Origin of the sequence: Arthrobacter sp. UYEF21 (assembly GCF_040546085.1) — a bacterium.
Taxonomy (GTDB): Bacteria; Actinomycetota; Actinomycetes; order Actinomycetales; family Micrococcaceae; genus Arthrobacter.
This window is the reverse complement of record NZ_JBEPNF010000005.1, coordinates 209,782-231,097: the sequence shown is the minus strand read 5'-3', so window position 1 is coordinate 231,097 and position 21,316 is coordinate 209,782. Positions and strand designations below refer to the sequence as shown.

The window sequence follows — 21,316 nt, the reverse complement described above, 5'->3', positions numbered from 1 at the left end:
AACAAGCCCTATGGTGACCGTCCGCGTCGTGAAGGCGATGGCGAGCGTCGCAGCTTCGGTGGTGGTGAGCGGAAGCCGTTCGGTGAGCGTGACAACAAGCCCTATGGTGACCGTCCGCGTCGTGAAGGCGATGGCGAGCGTCGCAGCTTCGGTGGTGGTGAGCGGAAGCCGTTCGGTGAGCGTGACAATAAGCCCTATGGTGACCGTCCGCGTCGTGAAGGCGATGGCGAGCGTCGCAGCTTCGGTGGCGGCGAGAACCGCAAGCCGTTCGGCGACCGCCAGGAGCGTGCTCCCCGCAGTTTCGACCGCGGCGACCGCGGTGACTCCGGCCCCCGGCAATTCGGCAGGGACCGTGCCGAAGACCGCCCGGCCCGCGTGCCCAACGCGCGTGACCTTCGCAGCGCCAACCGCCCGGACCGCGAACGTTCCCCGGAAATCGATGAGGATGTCACGGGCAAGGAGCTTGACCGCGCTACGCAGCACCAGATCAAGACTCTGGAAGACAAGAGCGCCGAGTGGGTTGCCCGCCACCTGGTAATGGCCGGACGCCTGATCGACGAAGAACCCGAGCTGGCCTTCCAGCATGCTCTCGCCGCGAGCCGGCGTGGTGGCCGGCTGGCGGCCGTCCGTGAAGCCGTCGGACTCACCGCTTACGCTGCAGGACACTACGGCGAAGCACTGCGCGAATTCCGGACCTACCGCCGCATCAGCGGTTCGAACGTCCACCTGCCCGTGATGGCAGACTGCGAACGCGGACTGGGCCGGCCTGACCGTGCCCTAGACGTGGTCCGGTCCGAGGAAGCGAATGACCTGGACGCGCCCGGCAAAGTCGAGTTGGCCATCGTGGCGGCCGGAGCGCGGTCTGACCTCGGCCAGTTGGACGCTGCCGTGGCTGAACTTGAAATTGCCCAGCTGGACATGAACCGTGCGTTCTCCTACAGCCCAAGGCTCTTCCGGGCCTACGCAAATGCTCTGGCCGCCGTTGGTCGCGAAGACGAGGCGGCTAAATGGCAGAAGCAGGCCGTGGTGGCTGAGAATGCCCTTGGCCTTGGTGCCGATGAGGAGCCGGACATCGTGGACCTGGGCTGGGACGAGGAAGAGGAAGCCCGCGAGGAAGCACAGCGCCGGAGACTGCTGGAGCGCGCTGCCGCAGGACCGGAGACCAGTGCTTCCACTTCTGCTGCCCGTTCCGAGGTAGCCGCGGACAAGACTGTCATTCAGGCCGCCGGCGTGGATGCGGCCATCGACGACGTCGAATCGGATTTCTTCGACTCAAATGATGCCGACTCTGATGAGGATTCCGTCGAACGAGACGAGCTGGAAGCCGGTGACACCGAGGACGATGACGAAGAGCATAACGCCGGGCACGGCGACGCCGGCGACAGCAACAACGGCACCGATGCCCACTCTGAAGAACGGAACTAGCTCGCCATGACTGAAATTCCATTGATTTCCCGGTTTGACGCCCTTTTGGCGGACCTCGACGGTGTGGTTTATGCCGGACAGCACGCCATCCCAGGCGCCGTGGACTCGCTGCAGCAACTCGAAGGTTTGGGCATTGGCCTGGGGTATGTCACTAACAATGCTTCGCGCACTCCGGCGCAGGTTGCGGCGCATCTCCGTGAACTCGGTGCGCCGGCCGAAGACGACCAGGTTGTCAGTTCCTCGCAAGCCGCTGCGGAGCTCCTGGCATCGCTCGTTGCCCCCGGCGCACGGGTGCTTATCACCGGCAGCCCAGCTCTGGCGCAGGAAATCGAACTGGTGGGACTGACTCCTGTCTACAGCCAGGACGAGGATCCTGTAGCCGTGGTCCAAGGATTCAATCCCGGGATCGGTTGGAAAGAACTGGCCGAGGCATCGTTCGTGGTGTCGGCCGGAGCATTGTGGATTGCTACCAACACGGATATGTCCATTCCCCTGGCACGGGGCATGGCCCCGGGAAACGGCACGCTGGTGGCAGCAGTAGCCAGCGCTACCGGACAGACTCCGAGGGTTGCCGGAAAGCCGGAGGCTCCGCTCTTCCACACCGCCGCTAAACGGCTCGCGGCTGACCGCCCACTGGTGGTGGGCGACCGTCTGGACACTGACATCCTCGGCGGCAACAACGCCGGGTTTGCCACGGTGGCTGTGCTGACCGGCGTCGATACCCGGGCCACTATCCTGGCCGCGCGCACGGCCGAACGCCCGGACTACATCATCGATTCCCTCGGCGACCTCCACCGTCCCTACCCGGCCGTGGACCACGCTGACGGAACGCACCGCTGCGGGGCCTCCACCGCGCGGGTCAGCGGTGACACCATTCACGTCCGTGGCAGCCAAGGTGACCTGGATTCGTGGCGGGCCGCCTGCGCGGCCTGGTGGACCGCGGTCCCGGAAGCCGCCCGGGCCACCAAGCCCAAACTTGAGTGGCTCAATCATTAGACTGGTGCAATGACTGAGCTGAACGACGAGGACAACCCCGAACCAGCCCAGCAAGCACCCGGATGGCCTGAGACGGCCGCACAGGAGCTCAGCGACCCGGGCATTTCGGCCATCGTTGCCGTGCTGGACGGCGTCGCGGACAGGCCGGTGGCAGAGCACGAAGCTATCTACAGTGACCTCCACGATGCATTGCTGCAAGCGTTGAAGGAAGAGCCAGGAATGGCGAGGGAGAAGCTTGAGCATGGCACGACTTGACCAGGCACTCGTCGCCCGCGGTCTGGCCAGGTCCCGGACCCACGCCGCCACGTTGATTGCCGAGGGCAAAGTGAGCTCGGCCGGCCACATCCTGTCAAAGGCGTCCCTGCAGGTTGACGACGGCAAGGACCTGGCCGTCGAACACACGGAAGCGGACAGCTACGTCAGCCGCGCCGGTCACAAACTGGCGGGCGCTCTCGACGCCTTTCCGGAGGTCACGGTTGGGGGCAAGAGGTGCCTTGACGCCGGCGCCTCCACCGGCGGCTTCACCGAGGTGCTCCTGCGGCGCGGTGCGGCACACGTGGTGGCGGTCGACGTCGGCCATGATCAGCTGGTCCCGCAGCTCCGGGCCGATGACCGGGTGGCCGTGCACGAGGGCCTGAACGTGCGGTACATGTCGCCAGCGGACATCGGCGGACAGGCCGACCTGACGGTGGCTGACCTCTCCTTCATTTCGCTGACCCTGGTGGTACATCAACTGGCGCTGTGCACGCAGCCGGGCGGTGACCTGGTACTCATGGTGAAGCCGCAGTTCGAGATCGGCAAGGACCGCCTGGGCCGGACCGGCGTGGTGAATTCAGAGCGTGAACGCCGGATGGCGGTGGAAAAGGTCGCCAATGCGGCGCTCGACGCCGGACTGGACTTATGCAGCCTGGCGGCCAGCCCACTTCCCGGCCAGGACGGAAATGTCGAATACTTCCTGTGGATAAAGCGCAGGATGACCCAAGACCTGCCTAAGATCGAAGAGCGCCACGCAGCCCTTGACGGCCTGCTTGGACGTATCTGGCCGAACCACTAGAAAGCGGAACCCGATGAGCAGGCGAGTACTTGTCCTTGCCCACACTGGCCGCGAGGACTCGCTGAAGGCTGCCTGGGAAGCCTGTTCCGGGCTGCACGACTCCGGCATTGTGCCCGTGATGCAGGAATCCGAACTGGCCGACATGGAAAGATTCTTCGGCCACCTCACCCAGCCTGTGGAAATCCTGCACGACCATGTGCAGCTGCCGGACGTTGAGCTCGTTATGGTCCTGGGCGGTGACGGCACCATCCTGCGTGCGGCCGAGCTGGTGCGCGAAGTCGACGTGCCGTTGCTGGGCGTCAACCTCGGCCACGTGGGATTCCTGGCCGAAAGTGAGCGCGCCGACCTCGCCCAGACCGTGGAATGGATTGCCCGCCGCGACTACACGGTGGAAGAGCGCATGACCATCGATGTCCAGGTTTGGGTCCGCGGCCAGAAAATCTGGCACACCTGGGCCCTCAATGAGGCCGCGATCGAAAAAGGGAACCGCGAACGCATGCTCGAGGTGGTCACCGAAGTCGATGAGCGCCCGCTGACGTCCTTTGGGTGCGACGGCGTGGTCCTTGCCACGCCCACAGGGTCCACGGCCTATGCCTTCTCTGCGGGCGGCCCAGTGGTCTGGCCGGAGGTTGAGGCCCTGGTCATTGTCCCGATCAGCGCCCACGCACTGTTCGCCAAGCCCCTGGTGGTGTCGCCCCGGTCACGGCTGGCCGTTGAAGTCCTCACCCGCACCGGTGCCCAGGGTGTGCTCTGGTGCGACGGCCGGCGCTCCGTGGATCTTCCCCCCGGCGCGCGCGTGGAAGTGACAAAGTCCGCCATCCCGGTCCGGCTCGCAAGGACGCACCAGACGCCTTTTTCCGGCCGTCTGGTCCGCAAGTTCGAGCTTCCCATCCATGGCTGGCGCGGGCCCGTGCCGCAGTCGGAAGCCATCCACACCGGACCCATTCCGATCGTCCACACGCTCCGGCCGATGCCGCCGCTTCAGGTCACCTCCGGAGACGAGCCGGATGATGATACCGATTCCGCAACCGCAAAGTGAACCATGCTTGAAGAACTGAGAATCCGCGATCTGGGCGTCATCACCGACGCCATCCTGCCGCTGGGCCCCGGGCTGAGCGTCGTCACCGGCGAAACCGGTGCCGGTAAAACGATGGTGGTCACCGCCGTCGGCCTCCTCCTGGGGGCCAGGTCCGACGCCGGGGCGGTACGGAGCGGTGCGAAAAACGCCACCGCGGAGGCGGTCCTGAAGCTCGACGCCGGGCACCCCGCGATTGCCCGGGCCGTGGACGCCGGTGCCGATGTGGAAGAGTTCGACGGCGGCGCGGAACTCATCCTGGCCCGTCGCCTTGGTGCGGACGGGCGCAGCCGCGCATTCCTGGGTGGGCGGGCCGCGCCCGTGGGAGTCCTTGCCGAGATCGGTGAAACCCTCGTGGTGGTCCACGGCCAGTCGGACCAGATCAGGCTGAAGGGGGCAGCGGCCCAGCGCGGTGCCCTGGACAAGTTTGCCGGCGAAGCCCTGGCAGGCCCGCTGGGTGCTTACCAGGCGCTATACAGTCACTGGAAGACCATCAAGGCAGAGCTGGAAACACTCCGCAGCGCCGCACGTGACAGGCTTCGCGAGGCCGAGTCCCTGGAAGTCTCGTTGGCCGAGATCGACGAGGTGGAGCCGCAGCCGGGGGAGGATGAGACCCTCAAAGCGGAGGCAGTGAAGCTGGCCAACGTGGAGGAGCTCAGGATCGCGGCAAACACCGCGCACCAGGCGCTCATTGCGGAAGGCTACGGCGACGAAAGCGACGCCACCACACTCGTTGATGCCGCGAAACGGACCCTCGAAAATGTGGCCGAACACGACGCCGAGCTGGGCGCCGCCGCGGCACGGCTGGCAGAAGTGGGCTTCCTTCTCACCGACATCGCCACGGAGCTGGCCAGCTACCAGGCAGGCCTGGACTCGGAGGGTCCGGAGCGGCTCGCCGAAATCGAAGACCGGCGGGCCGCCTTGGCCAAGCTGGTCCGCAAGTACGCCCCCAGCATCGACGAAGTCCTGCTGTGGGCCGGGAACGCACGCGTGCGCTTCGACGAACTGCAGGACGATTCCACCAGGATCGAAGCGCTGGACGCCGAGGTTTTCCGGGCCGGAGCGGAACTGCAGAAACAGGCCGCTGCCATCAGCAAGATCCGGGCCAAGGCGGCCAAGGTCCTCTCCGGCCGTGTCAGCGCCGAGCTGAAGGCACTGGCCATGGCCGACGCCACCCTGCTGATCAACCTCGAAAGTGCCGGACAGCTGACGCCGTATGGCGCCGACGAAATCGCGTTCCTGCTCCAGCCGCACTCCGGGGCGCCGGCCAGGCCGCTCGGAAAGGGCGCCTCCGGCGGCGAACTGTCACGAGTGATGCTCGCGATCGAAGTGGTGCTCGCAGCAGTGGACCCGGTGCCTACCTTTGTGTTCGACGAGGTGGATGCCGGCGTCGGGGGGCGGGCCGCCGTTGAAATCGGACGCCGGCTGGCCATGCTCGCCCGGCACGTCCAGGTCCTGGTGGTCACGCACCTGCCGCAGGTGGCGGCGTTCGCCGACCAACACATCACCGTCACCAAAACATCGGTTAGGGGAGCCGACGGGGGCACCGCCACCGGGTTCACTTCCAGTGATGTTCGACTCCTCGACGGCGCGGAGAGGGTGAGGGAGCTGGCCCGGATGCTGGCCGGCCAGGAGGACTCCGAATCCGCGCAGGCCCACGCGCAGGAGCTGCTGGACGACGCAAAACTGCTGCCGCAGCGGGCCTGACGGCAGCCAACCCCTTGATCGCAGAGTGCCTTGCCGTGCACACTGGATCATTTGGGGATCCAGTTCCTGATCGGGGAAGGCTCAATTGATGATAGGCTCGAATTCCGTGGTGCAGCGATCAAATTCCCGTGTAAATTCCCGGTTCCCGGGCTCATCCAAGACGACCAAACACATCTTCGTAACCGGTGGTGTGGCGTCCTCGCTCGGTAAGGGACTGACGGCTTCGAGCCTCGGTCACCTGCTGCGGGCACGCGGCCTGTCTGTAACTATGCAGAAGCTCGATCCCTATCTGAACGTGGATCCGGGCACGATGAACCCCTTTCAGCACGGTGAAGTCTTCGTCACTGACGACGGCGCCGAGACGGACCTGGACATTGGACACTACGAGCGGTTCCTGGACGAAAACCTCGAAGGCTCCGCCAACGTAACCACCGGCCAGGTCTACTCCACCGTGATCGCTAAGGAGCGCCGCGGCGAATACCTGGGTGACACCGTCCAGGTCATCCCGCACATCACCGATGAGATCAAACGACGCATGCGGCTGCCCGCCGAGGGTAAGAACGCGCCGGACGTCATCATCACCGAAATCGGCGGCACCGTGGGCGACATCGAGTCGCAGCCCTTCCTCGAGTCGGCCCGCCAGGTCCGCCAGGACATCGGCCGCGGCAACGTCTTCTTCGTCCACGTCTCCTTGGTCCCGTATATCGGACCGTCGCAGGAACTGAAGACCAAGCCAACCCAGCATTCCGTGGCAGCCCTGCGCTCCATCGGCATTCAGCCGGAGGCAATCGTGATCCGCTCGGACCGCGAAGTCCCCGAGGCCATGCGGGCCAAGATCGGCCGCATGTGCGATGTGGACATTGAAGCCGTCATCGGCTGCCCCGACGCCCCGAGCATCTACGACATCCCCAAGACCCTGCACTCGCAGGGGCTGGACTCCTACATCGTCCGCGCCCTGGACCTGCCGTTCCGGGACGTTGACTGGACCAGCTGGGACAAGCTGCTTGAAGCAGTCCACAACCCGAAGCACCACGTCGAAATTGCCCTGGTGGGCAAGTACATCGACCTTCCGGACGCTTACCTGTCCGTGACCGAGGCCCTGCGCGCCGGTGGCTTTGCCAATGCCACCAAGGTCAAGATCCGCTGGGTACCGTCGGACGAATGCGAAACCCATGAGGGTGCTGTCGCTTCCCTCGGCGGCGTGGACGCCATCTGTGTTCCGGGCGGTTTCGGAATCCGTGGCCTCGAAGGAAAACTGGGCGCCCTGAAGTACGCCCGCGAATCCAAGCTGCCCGTCCTGGGCCTGTGCCTGGGCCTGCAGTGCATGGTGATCGAGTATGCACGCAACGTGGTGGGCCTCGAAGGCGCTTCCTCCAGCGAGTTCGAGCCGGACTCCAAGTACCCGGTGATCGCCACCATGGAAGAGCAGCTGGACATCGTGGAAGGCAAGGGCGATCTGGGCGGCACCATGCGCCTGGGGCTGTACGAGGCAAAGCTCGACGAAGGCTCCGTTATCGCCGAGACCTACGGCAAGACCACCGTCAGCGAACGCCACCGCCATCGCTACGAGGTCAACAACAAGTACCGCGAGCAGATCGCAGCCGAGGGCCTCGTGTTCTCCGGCACGTCACCGGACGGCAAGCTCGTGGAATACGTTGAACTGCCACGCGAGGTCCACCCGTACTACGTGGCAACGCAGGCGCACCCGGAACTGAGCTCGCGTCCCACCCGGCCCCACCCGCTCTTCAGCGGGCTGATCAAGGCCGCCCTGGACCACCAGAATGCACAGAACGCACCGGCCGCCAAGCCGTTACGTACGGTTGCCGCAAAATAGAACCGAATAAGTAGAGGACGGCGCGATGCCCGGTACACCTGAAACGATCCCAGCTGCAGGGCAGGTTTCGGACGCACCGAGCCCGCGCCGTCTTCTGTCTACGGAAAAGGTCTATGAAGGCCGGATCTGGGACGTTGTGAGCGACAGCTTCCAGCTGAGCGAGACCGGTGAGGCGCTGACCCGCGACTACATCGACCACCCCGGCGCCGTCGCGGTCCTGCCCATGAACGACGCCGGCGAGGTCCTCCTCATCAGGCAGTACCGGCACCCCGTGGGCATGGACCTTTGGGAGATCCCGGCCGGCCTTCTGGATGTGGAAGGCGAGGACTTTGTGGTGGGTGCCGCCCGCGAGTTGGCTGAAGAGGCGGACCTCGCCGCCGCGAAATGGAACGTGCTGACGGACTTTTTTAATTCGCCCGGGTCCTCCAGTGAAGCCATCAGGATCTACCTTGCCCGCGACCTCACGGAAGTTCCCCATCACGACCGCCATGAGCGGACCGATGAGGAAGCTGAAATCGAATTCCACTGGATTGCCCTGGACGATGCCGTGGCGGCAGTCCTGGGCGGGCGGCTGCACAACCCGTCCGCCGTCGTCGGGATCCTGGCCGCAGCGGCGGCGCGGGCAGACGGCTTTGCCGGACTGCGCCCCTCGGACGCCCCTTGGCCGGCGCACCCCAGCCAGCGTTGATGACGGCCCCCACTTCGGCGGTAGCCACAGCGCCGCCCGTCCGTCCCCTGACCGACGTCGATCACGCCATCACGGCGTATCTTCAGCACATGGGCGTCGAACGGGGCCTGGCCGCCAATACGCTCGCCGCCTACCGCCGCGACTTGGCGCGGTATTCGCGGTACCTGGCGTCAGAGGGCTGCCAAAGCCCGGGCCGGATCACCCGCCGTCACGTGACAGGGTTCGTAATGGCGCTCAACGACGGTTCCGACGGCGGCACGGCACTGGGTGTCAGATCGGCGGCCCGGACCGTGGTGGCCGTCCGCGGACTGCACAAGTTCTGGGCCCTCGAAGGACTCACGACGACGGATCCCGCCGGCGATGTCCACCCGCCGATGCCAGGGAAGAGGCTGCCCAAGGCCATCAGCGTGGACGAGGTCACCCGGATCCTTGAGGCCACCGGCACGGACACCGCCACCGGAATGCGGGACAGGGCCCTGCTCGAGTTCCTGTACTCCACCGGCGCCAGGATCAGTGAGGCCGTGGGCCTGGACGTTGACGACATTTCGCTGCAGGACGCTGAGGCAGGGCCTGCGGTGGTCCGGCTGTTCGGCAAGGGCTCGAAGGAACGGCTGGTGCCGCTCGGCTCCTATGGCGCCCGTGCCCTGGACGCGTATCTGGTGCGGGGCCGGCCGCTGCTGGCGGCAAAAGGCAACGGTACGCCGGCGCTGTTCCTCAATTCCCGGGGCGGAAGAATCAGCCGGCAAAGCGCCTGGACCATCCTGAAGGCCGCGGCGGATAAAGCCAACATCACGAAGGTCGTTTCGCCGCACACCCTGCGGCACTCCTTCGCCACCCACCTGCTGGAGGGCGGCGCGGACGTCCGCGTGGTGCAGGAACTGCTGGGCCACGCCTCGGTCACCACCACACAGGTCTACACCCTGGTCACCGCGGACACGCTCCGTGAAATCTACGCTGCCGCCCACCCGCGTGCGCTGGGCTGACACGGCGCACGTATCCGTTCAGCTGAAAGCAATTTGCTGTGCCCGCGCCAAACACCGGCTCCGCTCCGTCGCCGCCGGGCTACGCTGGTGACCATGACCTCAGTTCCCGTGACCCTGTGTTTCCTGCTTCGGGACACCCCCGCGGGGCAGGAAGTTTTGCTCGGACTCAAGAAGTCAGGCTTCGGGACAGGAAAAATCGTGGGCCTTGGCGGACATGTGGAGGCCGGCGAAAGCGACGCTGAAGCGGTGTGCCGGGAAGTGTTCGAGGAAGCAGGAGTCACAGTTCTGGAAGAGGACCTCCGCCATGCGGGGACCGTGGAGTTCGTGTTTCCCGCCAAACCGGAATGGAACATGCATACGCGGCTTTTTACTGCGCGCCGTTGGGAAGGTGAGCCGGCGGAGAGCGAGGAAATCGCGCCGGCGTGGTTCCGAGCGGAGGCGCTGCCGGTGGACCGCATGTGGCAGGACGCCGAACATTGGCTCCCCGTTGTGCTGACCGGATCAGAGATCGACATTGTCGTATCCCTCAACGATGACAACGAGACCGTCCGGGACGTCCTGGACAGGGCGAGCACCACCTAAAGGGCAGCGCCGCTAGCGCAGCATGTTCAGTGTGAGTTCCACAGAACCCAGCAGCAGTGCCCAAGACCGACGTGCCCAGTCCGGCGACGAGCAGGAGGCCGGGGTGAGCGAGGCCCACCACCAGCTGCCTCAAGCGTGGCCTGGTCCGCAGGAACTTCTTGGGCACCCGCGAGTCCTCCGGGCTCTGCCGCCAGCCCCGGCGGCGGCGCAGAAACCAGGCGCAGCGCACAATGAAAGCCATCCACAGCACCGATATGACCACTGGAACCGCTGCCGCCAGCAGGTTTAAGCCAAGCGAGGTGACGGCCCGCTCGGAATCCCCCCGCCGGGGACTAAACGGTTGGTGAGATGGACGCGCTCATGACTACGGAGGCGCCCGACATCATGAACGCTGCAACGAGGGCCAGGAACCTTACGAAAAATGCCCCAGCACGGATTCCCGGGGCGATTTCAGGTGCCGGCGCGGGGTCGCGTGGAGCACCGCCAGGCCGCACAGGACTGTTGGCAGTGCTGCCATTCCCGCCAGCAGATACCAGGTCCACCCCGCCAGATCCACAAACTCGTCCACAACAATCAGAAGGGCCCAGAACCCAGTCCATGGCCAACCGGCATACAGCGGGTTCCGCACCAGCCAGCCGGGCAGTCGGGCCTCTGGTAAGGGCAGGGTGGGTGGACCCTCGTCGCTCATGGCCCCACTGTAGCAACGCCAACGGCGGGCCGGTCACCCTCCAAAAGGTGACCGGCCCGCCGTCGTATGTACTGGGCGTGGGAATCGGTGGGGACTACGGCACGTGCCGTTCCTCCGGGCCGTTGTATTCGCTGAGCGGCCGGATCAGCGAGTTGGACGCGGCCTGTTCCATGATGTGCGCCGTCCAGCCGGTGATCCGGCTGGCCACGAAGAGCGGCGTGAACGTAGGGGTGTCGAAGCCCATGAGGTGGTACGTGGGCCCGGCCGGGTAGTCGAGGTTGGGCTTGATGGCCTTGGCCTCGTCCATGGCCTGCTCCAGGCCGTTGTACAGCCCCAGGAGTTCCGGCCGGCCGTAGTGGGCGATCATCTTGTCCAGTGCTGCCTTCATGGTGGGCACGCGGGAGTCACCGTGCTTGTAGACGCGGTGGCCGAAGCCCATGACCTTCTTCTTCTGAGTCAGGGCGTCTTCCATCCAGGCCTTGGCCCGGGCAGCGGCATCCTCGAGCGATTCCTCGGGGCGGATGCCGATTTCGTCGAATGTGTGCATTACTGCCTCGTTGGCGCCGCCGTGCAGGGGTCCCTTGAGGGCGCCTATGGCAGCCGTGACAGCCGAATGAAGGTCGGCGAGGGTCGAGGTGACCACCCGCGCCGTGAAGGTCGAGGCGTTGAACGAGTGCTCGGCGTAGAGGATCATCGAGACGTTGAAGGCCTCGATTACTTCGTCCACCGGGTCTTCGCCGAAAGCCATCCACAGGAAGTTGGCCGCGTAGCCCAGGTCATCCCGGGGCTCTACCAGGTCCTGGCCGCGCCGGCGCCGCTGGTCGTAGGTAACTACGGCTGGCATGGCTGCGAAAAGGTCCACGGCTTTGGCCATGTTGGCCTCGGGTGAGGAATCCTCGGCCAGTTCGTGGCGGGCACCCAGCACCGATGCCGCCGTCCTGCACACGTCCATGGGGTGGGCAGTGGTGGGCAGTGCGTCGATGACTTGCTTCAGCACCGGATCCAGGGCGCGGCCGGCGCGCTCCCGGGCTGAGAAGGCGGACAGCTCGTCGGGGGTGGGCAGTTCGCCGTTCCACAGCAGGAAGGCCACTTCCTCGAAGCTGCACCTGGCGGCGAGCTCCTGGACGGGATAGCCGCGGTACAGCAACGAATTGGTGTCCGGGTTGACCTTGGAGACCGCGGTGTAGTCCACCACGACACCGGCCAGTCCCTTCTTGATATCAACAGCTACCATGTTGAACTCCTTCGTTCTTGCTGGGATCCGGGTCCTAACGGACGCCGGGAATCTGGAAGTTAAAAACGCCGGTATCGAAGTGGTTGTAGGCCTCGTAGTCCACGAGGTCATAGAGACGCGCACGGGTGAGCATGTTTTCCACCTGTGCTTCCTGTGACCCTGTTGCCTTGATCGTTTCCAGCGTACGCTCTGCAGCCCCCATGGCACTACGGAGCAGGGTGACGGGGTAGATCACCATATTGACGCCCACGGACTGCAGCTGGTCAACGGTGAAGAGGTCGCTCTTGCCGAACTCGGTCATGTTGGCCAGGACCGGCACATCCACGGCATCGCGGATGGCCTGGAATTCGGACAGGTCCTTCATCGCCTCCGGGAAGATGGCGTCGGCGCCGGCGTCCACCAGCGCCCGCGCCCGGTCCTGGGCCGCTTCAATCCCCTCCACGGCCCGGATATCGGTCCGGGCCATGATGAGGAAGTTTGGGTCCCGGCGCGCGTCAGCCGCAGCGCGGATGCGTTTGGTGGCCGTGTCCACGTCCACCACATTCTTGCCGTCCAGGTGGCCGCACCGCTTCGGGTTGAACTGGTCTTCGATGTGGCAGCCGGCCAGTCCGGCGTTTTCGAGTTCCTGGATGCTGCGGGCCACGTTCATGGGCTCACCGAACCCGGTGTCCGCGTCCACAAGGCAGGGCAGGTCAGTCATGCGGGCGATTTGCCCGGCACGGGTGGCAACCTCGGTCAGGGTGGTCAGCCCGATGTCCGGCAGGCCAAGGTCATTAGCCAGCACGGCACCGGAGATATAGACGCCGGCGAAGCCCCTTTCCTCGATCAGCCGGGCAGAGAGCGGATTGAAGGCGCCGGGGAACTGCTGGATGGTGCCTGAGGCGAGCATCGTGCGAAGCGCGAGGCGTTTCTGCTCCGGGGTTGTCTTGGAGTACAGCATGTGGTTCTCCTGTAGCAGTTAGGGGCCTAGAAGAGGCCGGCAGGCGCGTCGCTGAGGTTGATCACGCCGGGGGCGGCGGTGATGTTCAGCTGGTCAAGCTCGCCCGGGCCCAGATCGGGCAGGCTTTCGGCAGCAGCGAGGAAACGCTCGATTTCCTCTTCGGCGACGAGACCGGCCGCGAGGGTGCGGAATTTGTTGATGTACTGCTGGCGGGCGAACGGCCGGGCGCCGAGCGGGTGGGCGTCGGCTACGGCGATTTCATCGGTGATGACCGTGCCGTCGTTCAGGGTGATCTCCACGGAGCCGCCGAAGGCCTTCTCGGCGATGTCCAGCGAGTGGTAGCGCCGGGTCCATTCGGCGTCTTCTACGGTGCTGACCTTGTTCCACAGCTCCACCGTGTCGGCGCGGCCGGCGCGTTCGGGGGAGTAGGAGTCCACGTGGTGCCACGAGCCGTCCTGCAGGGCTACGGTGAAGATGTACGGGATGGAGTGGTCCAGGGTTTCGCGGCTGGCCGTGGGGCTGTACTTCTGCGGATCATTGGCACCGGAACCGATCACATAGTGCGTGTGGTGGCTCGTTTTGATCAGGACCGACTTGACCTTGGCCGGGTCAGCGGCCTCCGGGTGTTCCTTGTGCAGTTTGCGGGCCAGGTCGATCCAGGCCTGGGCCTGGTATTCGGCGGAGTGTTCCTTGGTGTAGGTATCCATGATGGCCCGCTTTGCCTCCCCGGCCTCGGGCAGCGGAACCTCGTAAGCGGCTTCGGGGCCATCCAGCATCCAGGCGATGACGCCGTCTTCGCCTTCGTAGATCGGCACGGGGGAAGTCTGGCCGCGCATCGCGCGATCCACGGCTTCAACAGCCATCTTGCCGGCGAACGCCGGGGCGTGCGCCTTCCAGGTGGAAATCTCGCCCTTGCGGGACTGGCGGGTGGCGGTGGTGGTGTGTAGCGCCTGTCCGACGGACTGGAAAATCGTCTCCACATCAAGGCCAAGCAGCGTGCCGATGCCGGCCGCAGCGGACGGGCCGAGGTGGGCCACGTGGTCGATCTTGTGCTTGTGCAGGCAGATGGCCTTGACCAGGTTGACCTGGATTTCGTAGCCGGTGGCGATGCCGCGGATCAGGTCCCTGCCACTGGCTCCGACGTGCTGCGCGACAGCGAGGATCGGCGGGATGTTGTCGCCGGGGTGTGAGTATTCAGCCGCCAGGAAGGTGTCGTGGTAATCGAGCTCGCGGACCGCGACGCCATTGGCCCATGCTGCCCATTCGGGGGAGACCCGGTCGGTAATACCGAAGATGCCGCTGCCCTTGCCGTTGGTGGTGGGCGCGTGGGTCAGGGCCTGGGCGCGGGCGGCGATGATCGGGCCGCGGTTCAGGGAAGCGATGGCAACGGATGCGTTGTCGATGACCCGGTTGATGACCATCTCGGTGACCTCCGGGGTTACCTCGACTGCATCGGCGGCGACCTCGGCGATCTTGTGGGCCAGCTGGTCTTCACGGGCGAGGTTCTCGTCGCTCTTATAGACACGGACGTGGTTGAGCTTAACCATGGTGCTCCTTATTCGGTGAGTGGGTGGCTTTGACGTGGGAAAGGCTGCGGTGCAGATGCAGGGTGGTGGCTGCTTCGGCGAGCTTGGCGTTGCCGGCTGCGATGGCCTCGGCAATCGCTGCGTGTTCGAGGGCGGCCGCGTTCAGGCGCGGCGCGTCATCAGCAGCGAGGCGGCGCACGCGGACCAGGTGGACCCGCAGGCTCCGCATCGCCTGGGCGAGGTAGGAGTTGGAGATAGCGGCATCGATGGCCTCATCGAGGCGGCCCACCAGCGCGTAGTACTCGTGGCGGGCGGGATCGTCGTCGCTGATCAGCTCTGGCGCCCGCTGGAGGTCGGCGTGCAGCTGCAGGAACACCGAGCGCTCGCCGCGTTCGGCGGCCAAGGCGGCCGCCTTGCCCTCCAGGGTTTCGCGGAGCTCGAACATCTCGTCGATGTCGTCCAGGGAGATATCGGTGACGACGACGCCGCGGCCGCCTGCCGCCGTCGTGAGTCCTTCTGCACTCAGCCGGCTGAGTGCCTCCCGGACGGGGGTGCGTGACACTCCGAGCCGTTCCGATTGTTCCACTTCGGCAAGGACGGTGCCCGGCGCGAGGCGCCATTCGATGATGTCTTCGCGAAGTACTGCATAGGCTTTGTCGCTGGCTCGCAAGGTTTTCCTCCCCTCAGTCCGTAGATGCTGCCAGTGTATACAAAAAATGACGCATTGCGCAGTATCTGACAAAAAATAGGCTCAAATCCTCCTTCAATGTATACAAAAGACTTGTCTGCGTCCGGATGTCCGAATAGCATTGGGGCAACATGTCGGCGTGGACAGGAGCACACTATGGCCAGCAGCTATCAGGAAACTTACGCACGGAGTCTGGAACGGCCGGAGGACTTCTGGCTGGAAGCTTCGACTGCAGTGGCGTGGGCGAGCCCACCCGTCACGGCGCTGGATGAATCCGAAGCACCGCTGTACCGCTGGTTTCCGGAAGGCACGCTCAACACGGCTTACAACGCCTTGGACCGCCACGTCGAAGCCGGCCGCGGTGACCAGGCTGCGCTCCTCTACGACTCCGCCATGCTGGGAATCAAACGCAGCTACACGTACGCCGAACTGACCGGGCTCGTTGCACGGTTTGCCGGGGTGCTGCGCTCGCAGGGTGTCGGCAAGGGCGACCGCGTGGTCATCTACATGCCCATGATCCCCGAAGCGGCCATTGCCATGCTCGCGACGGCGCGGTTGGGGGCAGTGCATTCGGTGGTGTTCGGCGGGTTCGCACCCAAGGAGCTGGCAGCGCGGATCGACGACGCCGGGCCCACCGTTATTGTCACCGCTTCGGGCGGGATTGAACCGTCGCGGCATGTGGAATATCTGCCCGCCGTGGCCGAAGCACTCGCCATGAGTAGCGCCGGCGCGCTGCCCGTCATCGTCAAGAACCGCGAAGGCTTCGCCGGCAGTCTTTCGGACTTCCCGGGGTGGCTCGATTGGGACCGGGCCATGGACGAGGCTGTTCCGGCTGCCCCCGTGGACGTGGCAGCAACGGATCCGCTCTACATTCTTTACACCTCCGGCACCACCGGGAAGCCTAAAGGTGTGGTGCGGGACAACGGCGGCCACGCGGTCGCGCTCTCCTGGACCATGGCGAACATCTACGATATTGGACCTGGCGACGTGATGTGGACGGCGTCCGACGTAGGCTGGGTGGTGGGCCACTCCTACATTGTTTATGGACCGCTGCTGGCGGGTGCCACCACGCTGCTGTATGAGGGCAAGCCGGTGGGCACTCCCGATGCTGGCGCGTTCTGGCGCGTCATCCAGGACCACAAAGTCAACGTGCTGTTCACGGCGCCTACCGCGCTGCGGGCGATCCGAAAGGCCGACCCCCAGGCAGCAGAGCTGGCCCGCTACGACATTTCGAGCCTCCGCACGCTGTTTTCCGCAGGCGAACGGCTGGACACAGAGACGTATCGCTGGGCCGGCGCAGTCCTGGATGTCCCCGTGGTGGATCATTGGTGGCAGACCGAAACCGGCTGGGCCATTTGTGCCAACCCGCGCGGCCTGGAGGATCTGCCGTTCAAGCCCGGTTCGCCCACCGTTCCCATGCCTGGCTTTGCGCTGGCCATCGTGGACGGCTCCGGCTCGCCCGTGGAACAGGGGGAGGAGGGCAACATTGTCCTCGGGCTGCCGCTGCCCCCCGGCACCCTGACCACTCTCTGGCAGAACGATGACCGCTATGTGTCCTCCTACCTTGAAGCCTTCGAAGGCAGCTACGCCACAGGGGACAGCGGCTACCAGGACGCCGATGGCTACGTGTTTGTGATGGGCCGCACCGACGACATCATCAACGTGGCCGGCCACCGGTTGTCCACCGGTGCGATCGAACAGGTCATCGCCAGCCACCCGGCCGTCGCAGAGTGCGCGGTGATCGGGGTAGCCGACCCCCTCAAGGGGCAGCGCACGAGCGGCTACGTGGTGCTCAAAGCCGGCGTGGACCGTGACGAAGCGGAATTGGTCCGCGAGCTGGTTGCATTGGTCCGGAAGGACATCGGACCAGTGGCTGACTTCAAGCACGCAACAGTGGTGCAGGCGCTGCCCAAGACCAGGTCCGGGAAGATCCTGCGCAAGACGATGCGGCAAATTGCCGACGGCGATGAGTACGTTGTGCCGTCCACGATTGAGGATCCCGAGGTGATTGGGCAGTTGCTGGGCGTGCTCCGGCCGGAGGGCGCCGCCTAGTCCCGGCGGTTCCAGCCGTATTCGTTCTCCGGGCGGCCCGGAGTGCCGTAGCGCGGGGCACGGGTGACCGTGCCGGCGTCGGCAAGGTATTCGAGGTAGCGGCGGGCGGTCACCCGCGACATGCCCAGCACCGTCATGACCTCAGAGGCCGAAACCGCGCCCGCATGCTGACTCAGGTACTCATTGACGGCGTCGAGCGTGGACCCGGAGAGGCCTTTCGGCAACGGCAACTCCGACGGCGCCCGCAGGCTGGCGAACGCTTGGTCCACTTCGCTCTGGGATGCCCCGGTCCGGCCCGCCCCGGATTCCGGCGCGGCCAGTTGCTGCCGGAAAAGCCGGTAGCTGGCGAGCTTGTCCGCAAACGTGGCATAGGTGAACGGCTTGATCAGGTACTGGACCACGCCGATGGCAACGGCGCTCCGGACGATGGCCACCTCCCGTACGGCCGTGATGGCGATGATGTCCGCGAGGATCCCCGCGGCCCGCATCCGCCGGGCGATGTCCAGGCCATGCAGGTCCGGGAGGTTCATGTCGAGCAGGACGAGCTCCACCGGTTCGCCGGCGGCCGCGAGCTCGGTCAGGAGCCTGAGGGCGGACTGGCCATCGGGTGCGGTTCCTGCCAGCGAGAACCCCGGCAGCCGGCCCACGTAGGCTGCATGGGCGGCCGATGCCACCGGTTCGTCCTCGACTACGAGGACACGGATATCTCTCACAGGACCTGCTCCTCATTGTCGGTTCCGGCAGCCAGGGCCGGCAGGAAGACGTGGAAGCGTGCCCCGTGCGTGCCTGTGATGGTCATGTTACCGTCCAGCCGCCGTACGGCCTGGCGGACAAGGGCCAGGCCAATGCCGCGTCCGAAAGGACCCGGCGCCTTGGTGCTGAAGCCCTGCCGGAAGATGTCCTCCACGGCGGCAGGGTCCACGCCCGCACCGGAATCCTCCACGGTGATGTCCAGCCCCTCGGCGTCGGACTCAACGGTCAGCTGTACCGACTTCGGTGCCGGACCATCAGCCGCGGCGTCAATGGCGTTGTCCAGGAGGTTGCCCAGGATGGTGACCAGATCCTGGACAGCCAGGCCCGTGACGGACGCAGACCCTTCGGCGGCGAGCGTCAGGTTGACGCCGCGTTCATTCGCTTCGGCGGCTTTCCCCATGATCAGGGCGCTGAGAACCGGCTCGTCCACGGAGCTCACCATTTCGTCGGTGAGCTGCTGGCTCAGTTCGAGGTCCTTGGTGGCGAACTCCAGGGCCTCGCGGGTGCGGCCCAGTTCCAGCAGGGAAACCATGGTGTGCAGCCGGTTGGCGTGCTCGTGAGTCTGGGCGCGGAGGGCATCGGATAGCGTCCGCATCGTCTCCAGTTCACTGCCCAGCGACTCGATCTCCGTCCGGTCGCGGATGGTGGCCACTGTGCCGAAGACGGCCGGGCGGCGGATGCCGGGGGAGACCGGCCCGACGGCGGGGCCCTGGTTCACCACCACGATGCGCGGACCTGTGAGATGGATTTCGTCGTGGGCAATCCGGCCCGATTCAAAGAGACGCTTCAGGCTTGGTACCAGCGGGAGGTCTGCCAGTAACGGTGGCCGCGACGGATCATCGTCCGAACCCCGCGACTCCAGGCCCAACAGATCTGCTGCCTGGTCGTTGTGCATCACCACCCGGCCCTTGTTGTCGATGAGGATGAGGCCTTCCCGGACGGAGTGCAGCACTGATTCGTAGTATGCGAACAGCTGCGCCAGTTGCTCCGGCCCCCAGCCCCGGGTCACGCGCCGCAAGTAACGGCCCAACAGCCAGGAAGCCAGTGACCCGCCTGCGAGCAGGGTCCCGCCGATGGCCAGCAGTGCAGGCAACCGGCCGGACAGGGCAACGTCGACCGTCCGGACTGTGACGCCTGCAGCGACGAGGGCCCTAACGTTTCCCGCAGCATCCTTGACCGGAACAACCGTCCGCACCGACGGCCCAAGCGTTCCTGCCGTGACCTCTGTGAATACTTCGCCGCGTAGCGGAGCATCGATGGAGCCGATATAAGGCTTGCCAAGTTCCTCGTCCCGCGGATGTGTCCAGCGTGTCCTGTCCGGCGCCATGATCGTCAGGAAATCCGCTCCGGAACCCGCCATGACGTCCAGCGCATACGGCTGCAGCAACGCCGTCGGATTCGGCGCGTCAGCAGCCTGCAGGACCAGCGGATTGGCCGCCACGGCGGCCGCCACCCCGGTCATCCGCCGTCCGGCTTCCTCATAGCTGCGGTCCCGGGCATCGACGGAGGCGGCAGTGCCCACGATCGATGTGAAGGCAAGCACGATCAGCAGATTGGCCACAAACAGCCGGCGGGCGATGCTCCAGCGGTGGATCATTTTGTACCTTCCACGACCAATATGAACGCAACGGTGAGCCGGGTCACTGCGTACCCAATGATGGGTATCACAACAGACTGACGCGATGGGCCCAGAGACTGTGGCGCAGCGTCTACCAGATTATCCATAAGGAGACACACCATGGCTTCTCAACGAGGAGAGTCAGCTGCGCCTGCGAAGGCCGCCCGCAAGGGCCTCGACAAATCCCACTACCTTTACATGGCCGTCATCGCCGCCGTAATCCTGGGCGCCGTTCTCGGACTGCTGTTCCCCGAGGTCGGCAAATCCCTCAAGCCCCTCGGGGATGGCTTCATCAAGCTCATTAAAATGATGATTGCACCAATCATCTTCTGCACCATCGTCCTGGGCATCGGCTCCATCGCCAAGGCCGCAACTGTTGGCAAGGTGGGTGGCCTGGCGCTGGGCTACTTCGTGGTCATGTCCACTTTCGCCCTCGCCATCGGCCTGGTGGTGGGCAACCTGATCCACCCCGGCGAAGGCCTCAAGCTGACCCCTTACGATCCCACCAAGAAGGCTGCCACCGACAGCACTGTCGACTTTCTGCTGGGCATCATCCCCGGGGATATTCCGGTCCTGCCCACGCTCCTCGCGGCCATCCTGGTAGGTTTTGCCCTCCAGAAGATGGGCCCGCAGGGCGCACCAATCCTTAAGGCTATCGGGCACGGCCAGGCGCTGGTCTTCCGCATCCTCATCATGATCATGTGGCTCGCCCCGGTGGGTGCCTTCGGCGCCATCGCCGCCGTGGTCGGTGCCACCGGATTCCAGGCGATCATCAGCATGTTCACGCTGATGGTGGCGTTCTACATCACGTGCGCACTGTTCATTGTGGTAATCCTGGGCGGAATCCTCCAGGTTGTGGCCGGCGTGAGTATCTTCAGGCTCATGAAGTACCTGGCCCGTGAGTACCTGCTGATCTTCTCCACCTCATCTTCCGAAGCTGCCCTGCCGCGCCTCATCGCCAAGATGGAACACCTGGGCGTTTCCAAGCCGGTTGTCGGCGTCACCGTCCCCACCGGCTACTCCTTCAACCTCGATGGCACAGCTATCTACTTGACGATGGCATCCCTGTTCGTTGCCAACGCCATGGGCACCCCGCTGGACCTCGGCGCCCAGGTTTCCCTGCTCATCTTCATGATCATCGCCTCGAAGGGTGCGGCCGGCGTGACCGGTGCGGGCCTGGCAACGCTGGCCGCCGGACTCCAGGCGCACAAGCCGGAACTGCTGGGCGGCGTGGGCATGATCGTAGGCATCGACCGCTTTATGTCCGAGGCCCGGGCCCTGACCAACTTCACCGGCAACGCTGTTGCCACCGTGCTGATCGGCACCTGGGTCAAGGAGATCGACGGCGAGCAGGTCACCAAGGTGCTTTCCGGCGAACTCCCCTTCGACGAGCAGACCATGATGCCGGGTCACGGTGACCGGTTGGGCACGTCCGCCGCCAACTCAGAGGCGGTGGCGCACGCCTAAGATGCG

At 65.3% G+C, this 21,316-nt stretch carries 20 protein-coding genes; 12 read left to right on the top strand and 8 right to left on the bottom strand.

The window, feature by feature from the left end; translation table 11 throughout:
* On the bottom strand, positions 1 to 339 hold a 339-nt coding region (locus tag ABIB27_RS08375), incomplete at its 3' end, for a hypothetical protein (RefSeq protein ID WP_354253777.1).
* 36 nt (positions 340 to 375) lie between these two features.
* On the opposite strand from ABIB27_RS08375, the gene ABIB27_RS08370 reads away from it, so the two are divergent.
* The 10 genes from ABIB27_RS08370 to ABIB27_RS08325 all read left to right on the top strand — a co-directional run bounded on the left by ABIB27_RS08370 (position 376) and on the right by ABIB27_RS08325 (position 10,344).
* Positions 376 to 1,425 (top strand): tetratricopeptide repeat protein, encoded by a 1,050-nt coding sequence (locus tag ABIB27_RS08370; RefSeq protein ID WP_354253776.1) that lies wholly within the window; start codon positions 376 to 378, stop codon positions 1,423 to 1,425.
* A gap of 6 nt (positions 1,426 to 1,431) precedes the next feature.
* Positions 1,432 to 2,421, top strand: coding sequence for an HAD-IIA family hydrolase (locus ABIB27_RS08365; protein WP_354216814.1), 990 nt, complete (start codon positions 1,432 to 1,434; stop codon positions 2,419 to 2,421).
* A 9-nt stretch (positions 2,422 to 2,430) separates the two neighbouring features.
* Positions 2,431 to 2,676: a hypothetical protein gene (locus ABIB27_RS08360; RefSeq protein WP_354216815.1), complete on the top strand. Its 246-nt coding sequence runs from the start codon at positions 2,431 to 2,433 to the stop codon at positions 2,674 to 2,676.
* A complete protein-coding gene (locus ABIB27_RS08355; RefSeq protein WP_354216816.1) occupies positions 2,663 to 3,475 on the top strand; it encodes a TlyA family RNA methyltransferase in 813 nt (270 codons plus the stop codon). Before ABIB27_RS08360 ends, ABIB27_RS08355 begins: the two co-directional genes overlap by 14 nt.
* 13 nt (positions 3,476 to 3,488) lie before the next feature.
* Positions 3,489 to 4,514 carry an NAD kinase gene (locus ABIB27_RS08350; RefSeq protein WP_354216817.1) on the top strand — a complete coding sequence of 342 codons (1,026 nt, stop codon included), beginning with the start codon at positions 3,489 to 3,491 and terminating at the stop codon, positions 4,512 to 4,514.
* A 3-nt stretch (positions 4,515 to 4,517) separates the two neighbouring features.
* Positions 4,518 to 6,257 carry a DNA repair protein RecN gene (gene recN, locus ABIB27_RS08345; RefSeq protein WP_354216818.1) on the top strand — a complete coding sequence of 580 codons (1,740 nt, stop codon included), beginning with the start codon at positions 4,518 to 4,520 and terminating at the stop codon, positions 6,255 to 6,257.
* Between the two features lie 88 nt (positions 6,258 to 6,345).
* Positions 6,346 to 8,091, top strand: a complete 1,746-nt coding sequence (gene pyrG, locus ABIB27_RS08340) for a CTP synthase (RefSeq protein ID WP_354216819.1) — start codon at positions 6,346 to 6,348, stop codon at positions 8,089 to 8,091.
* A 25-nt stretch (positions 8,092 to 8,116) separates the two neighbouring features.
* Complete coding sequence (locus ABIB27_RS08335) at positions 8,117 to 8,779, top strand: NUDIX domain-containing protein (RefSeq protein ID WP_354216820.1); 663 nt, start codon at positions 8,117 to 8,119, stop codon at positions 8,777 to 8,779.
* On the top strand, positions 8,779 to 9,762 hold the full coding sequence (gene xerD / locus ABIB27_RS08330; protein WP_354216821.1) for a site-specific tyrosine recombinase XerD: 984 nt from the start codon (positions 8,779 to 8,781) through the stop codon (positions 9,760 to 9,762). Before ABIB27_RS08335 ends, xerD begins: the two co-directional genes overlap by 1 nt.
* A gap of 93 nt (positions 9,763 to 9,855) precedes the next feature.
* A complete protein-coding gene (locus ABIB27_RS08325) occupies positions 9,856 to 10,344 on the top strand; it encodes an 8-oxo-dGTP diphosphatase (RefSeq protein WP_354216822.1) in 489 nt (162 codons plus the stop codon).
* A 412-nt stretch (positions 10,345 to 10,756) separates the two neighbouring features.
* Here ABIB27_RS08325 and ABIB27_RS08320 read toward each other — a convergent pair whose 3' ends face one another.
* From ABIB27_RS08320 to ABIB27_RS08300, 5 genes are all read right to left on the bottom strand, one after another.
* Positions 10,757 to 11,032, bottom strand: a complete 276-nt coding sequence (locus ABIB27_RS08320) for a hypothetical protein (RefSeq protein WP_354216823.1) — start codon at positions 11,030 to 11,032, stop codon at positions 10,757 to 10,759.
* Between the two features lie 94 nt (positions 11,033 to 11,126).
* The gene (locus ABIB27_RS08315; RefSeq protein WP_354216824.1) at positions 11,127 to 12,266 is read right to left on the bottom strand and encodes a bifunctional 2-methylcitrate synthase/citrate synthase; all 1,140 of its coding nucleotides are present in this window, start codon (positions 12,264 to 12,266) and stop codon (positions 11,127 to 11,129) included.
* Positions 12,267 to 12,300: 34 nt separating this feature from the next.
* The gene (prpB, locus tag ABIB27_RS08310; protein ID WP_354216825.1) at positions 12,301 to 13,206 is read right to left on the bottom strand and encodes a methylisocitrate lyase; all 906 of its coding nucleotides are present in this window, start codon (positions 13,204 to 13,206) and stop codon (positions 12,301 to 12,303) included.
* Positions 13,207 to 13,232: 26 nt separating this feature from the next.
* The gene (locus tag ABIB27_RS08305; protein ID WP_354216826.1) at positions 13,233 to 14,753 is read right to left on the bottom strand and encodes an MmgE/PrpD family protein; all 1,521 of its coding nucleotides are present in this window, start codon (positions 14,751 to 14,753) and stop codon (positions 13,233 to 13,235) included.
* Positions 14,746 to 15,402, bottom strand: a complete 657-nt coding sequence (locus ABIB27_RS08300; protein WP_354216827.1) for a GntR family transcriptional regulator — start codon at positions 15,400 to 15,402, stop codon at positions 14,746 to 14,748. The genes ABIB27_RS08305 and ABIB27_RS08300 overlap by 8 nt, the downstream gene beginning before the upstream one ends.
* Positions 15,403 to 15,576: 174 nt before the next feature.
* Here ABIB27_RS08300 and ABIB27_RS08295 point away from each other — a divergent pair, with 174 nt between their 5' ends.
* On the top strand, positions 15,577 to 17,472 hold the full coding sequence (locus tag ABIB27_RS08295) for a propionyl-CoA synthetase (protein ID WP_354216828.1): 1,896 nt from the start codon (positions 15,577 to 15,579) through the stop codon (positions 17,470 to 17,472).
* Here the strand turns inward: ABIB27_RS08295 and ABIB27_RS08290 are convergent.
* Together ABIB27_RS08290 and ABIB27_RS08285 are read right to left on the bottom strand one after the other, a co-directional pair.
* Positions 17,469 to 18,185 (bottom strand): response regulator, encoded by a 717-nt coding sequence (locus tag ABIB27_RS08290; RefSeq protein WP_354216829.1) that lies wholly within the window; start codon positions 18,183 to 18,185, stop codon positions 17,469 to 17,471. The two genes, ABIB27_RS08295 and ABIB27_RS08290, sit on opposite strands and share 4 nt — an antisense overlap.
* On the bottom strand, positions 18,182 to 19,822 hold the full coding sequence (locus ABIB27_RS08285; RefSeq protein WP_354216830.1) for a sensor histidine kinase: 1,641 nt from the start codon (positions 19,820 to 19,822) through the stop codon (positions 18,182 to 18,184). The genes ABIB27_RS08290 and ABIB27_RS08285 overlap by 4 nt, the downstream gene beginning before the upstream one ends.
* 141 nt (positions 19,823 to 19,963) lie before the next feature.
* On the opposite strand from ABIB27_RS08285, the gene ABIB27_RS08280 reads away from it, so the two are divergent.
* On the top strand, positions 19,964 to 21,310 hold the full coding sequence (locus tag ABIB27_RS08280; RefSeq protein ID WP_354216831.1) for a cation:dicarboxylate symporter family transporter: 1,347 nt from the start codon (positions 19,964 to 19,966) through the stop codon (positions 21,308 to 21,310).
* Positions 21,311 to 21,316 lie beyond the last annotated feature (6 nt).

Excerpts from the sequence above, each read along its gene's own strand:
- ABIB27_RS08335 (WP_354216820.1), top strand. The coding sequence starts at position 8,117 with ATGCCCGGTACACCTGAAACGATCCCAGCTGCAGGGCAGGTTTCGGAC.
- ABIB27_RS08355 (WP_354216816.1), top strand. The coding sequence starts at position 2,663 with ATGGCACGACTTGACCAGGCACTCGTCGCCCGCGGTCTGGCCAGGTCC.
- recN (WP_354216818.1), top strand. The coding sequence starts at position 4,518 with ATGCTTGAAGAACTGAGAATCCGCGATCTGGGCGTCATCACCGACGCC.
- ABIB27_RS08365 (WP_354216814.1), top strand. The coding sequence starts at position 1,432 with ATGACTGAAATTCCATTGATTTCCCGGTTTGACGCCCTTTTGGCGGAC.
- ABIB27_RS08320 (WP_354216823.1), bottom strand. The coding sequence starts at position 11,032 with ATGAGCGACGAGGGTCCACCCACCCTGCCCTTACCAGAGGCCCGACTG.
- pyrG (WP_354216819.1), top strand. The coding sequence starts at position 6,346 with ATGATAGGCTCGAATTCCGTGGTGCAGCGATCAAATTCCCGTGTAAAT.
- prpB (WP_354216825.1), bottom strand. The coding sequence starts at position 13,206 with ATGCTGTACTCCAAGACAACCCCGGAGCAGAAACGCCTCGCGCTTCGC.
- ABIB27_RS08295 (WP_354216828.1), top strand. The coding sequence starts at position 15,577 with ATGGCCAGCAGCTATCAGGAAACTTACGCACGGAGTCTGGAACGGCCG.
- ABIB27_RS08360 (WP_354216815.1), top strand. The coding sequence starts at position 2,431 with ATGACTGAGCTGAACGACGAGGACAACCCCGAACCAGCCCAGCAAGCA.
- ABIB27_RS08285 (WP_354216830.1), bottom strand. The coding sequence starts at position 19,822 with ATGATCCACCGCTGGAGCATCGCCCGCCGGCTGTTTGTGGCCAATCTG.
- xerD (WP_354216821.1), top strand. The coding sequence starts at position 8,779 with ATGACGGCCCCCACTTCGGCGGTAGCCACAGCGCCGCCCGTCCGTCCC.
- ABIB27_RS08315 (WP_354216824.1), bottom strand. The coding sequence starts at position 12,266 with ATGGTAGCTGTTGATATCAAGAAGGGACTGGCCGGTGTCGTGGTGGAC.
- ABIB27_RS08280 (WP_354216831.1), top strand. The coding sequence starts at position 19,964 with ATGGCTTCTCAACGAGGAGAGTCAGCTGCGCCTGCGAAGGCCGCCCGC.
- ABIB27_RS08305 (WP_354216826.1), bottom strand. The coding sequence starts at position 14,753 with ATGGTTAAGCTCAACCACGTCCGTGTCTATAAGAGCGACGAGAACCTC.
- ABIB27_RS08325 (WP_354216822.1), top strand. The coding sequence starts at position 9,856 with ATGACCTCAGTTCCCGTGACCCTGTGTTTCCTGCTTCGGGACACCCCC.
- ABIB27_RS08350 (WP_354216817.1), top strand. The coding sequence starts at position 3,489 with ATGAGCAGGCGAGTACTTGTCCTTGCCCACACTGGCCGCGAGGACTCG.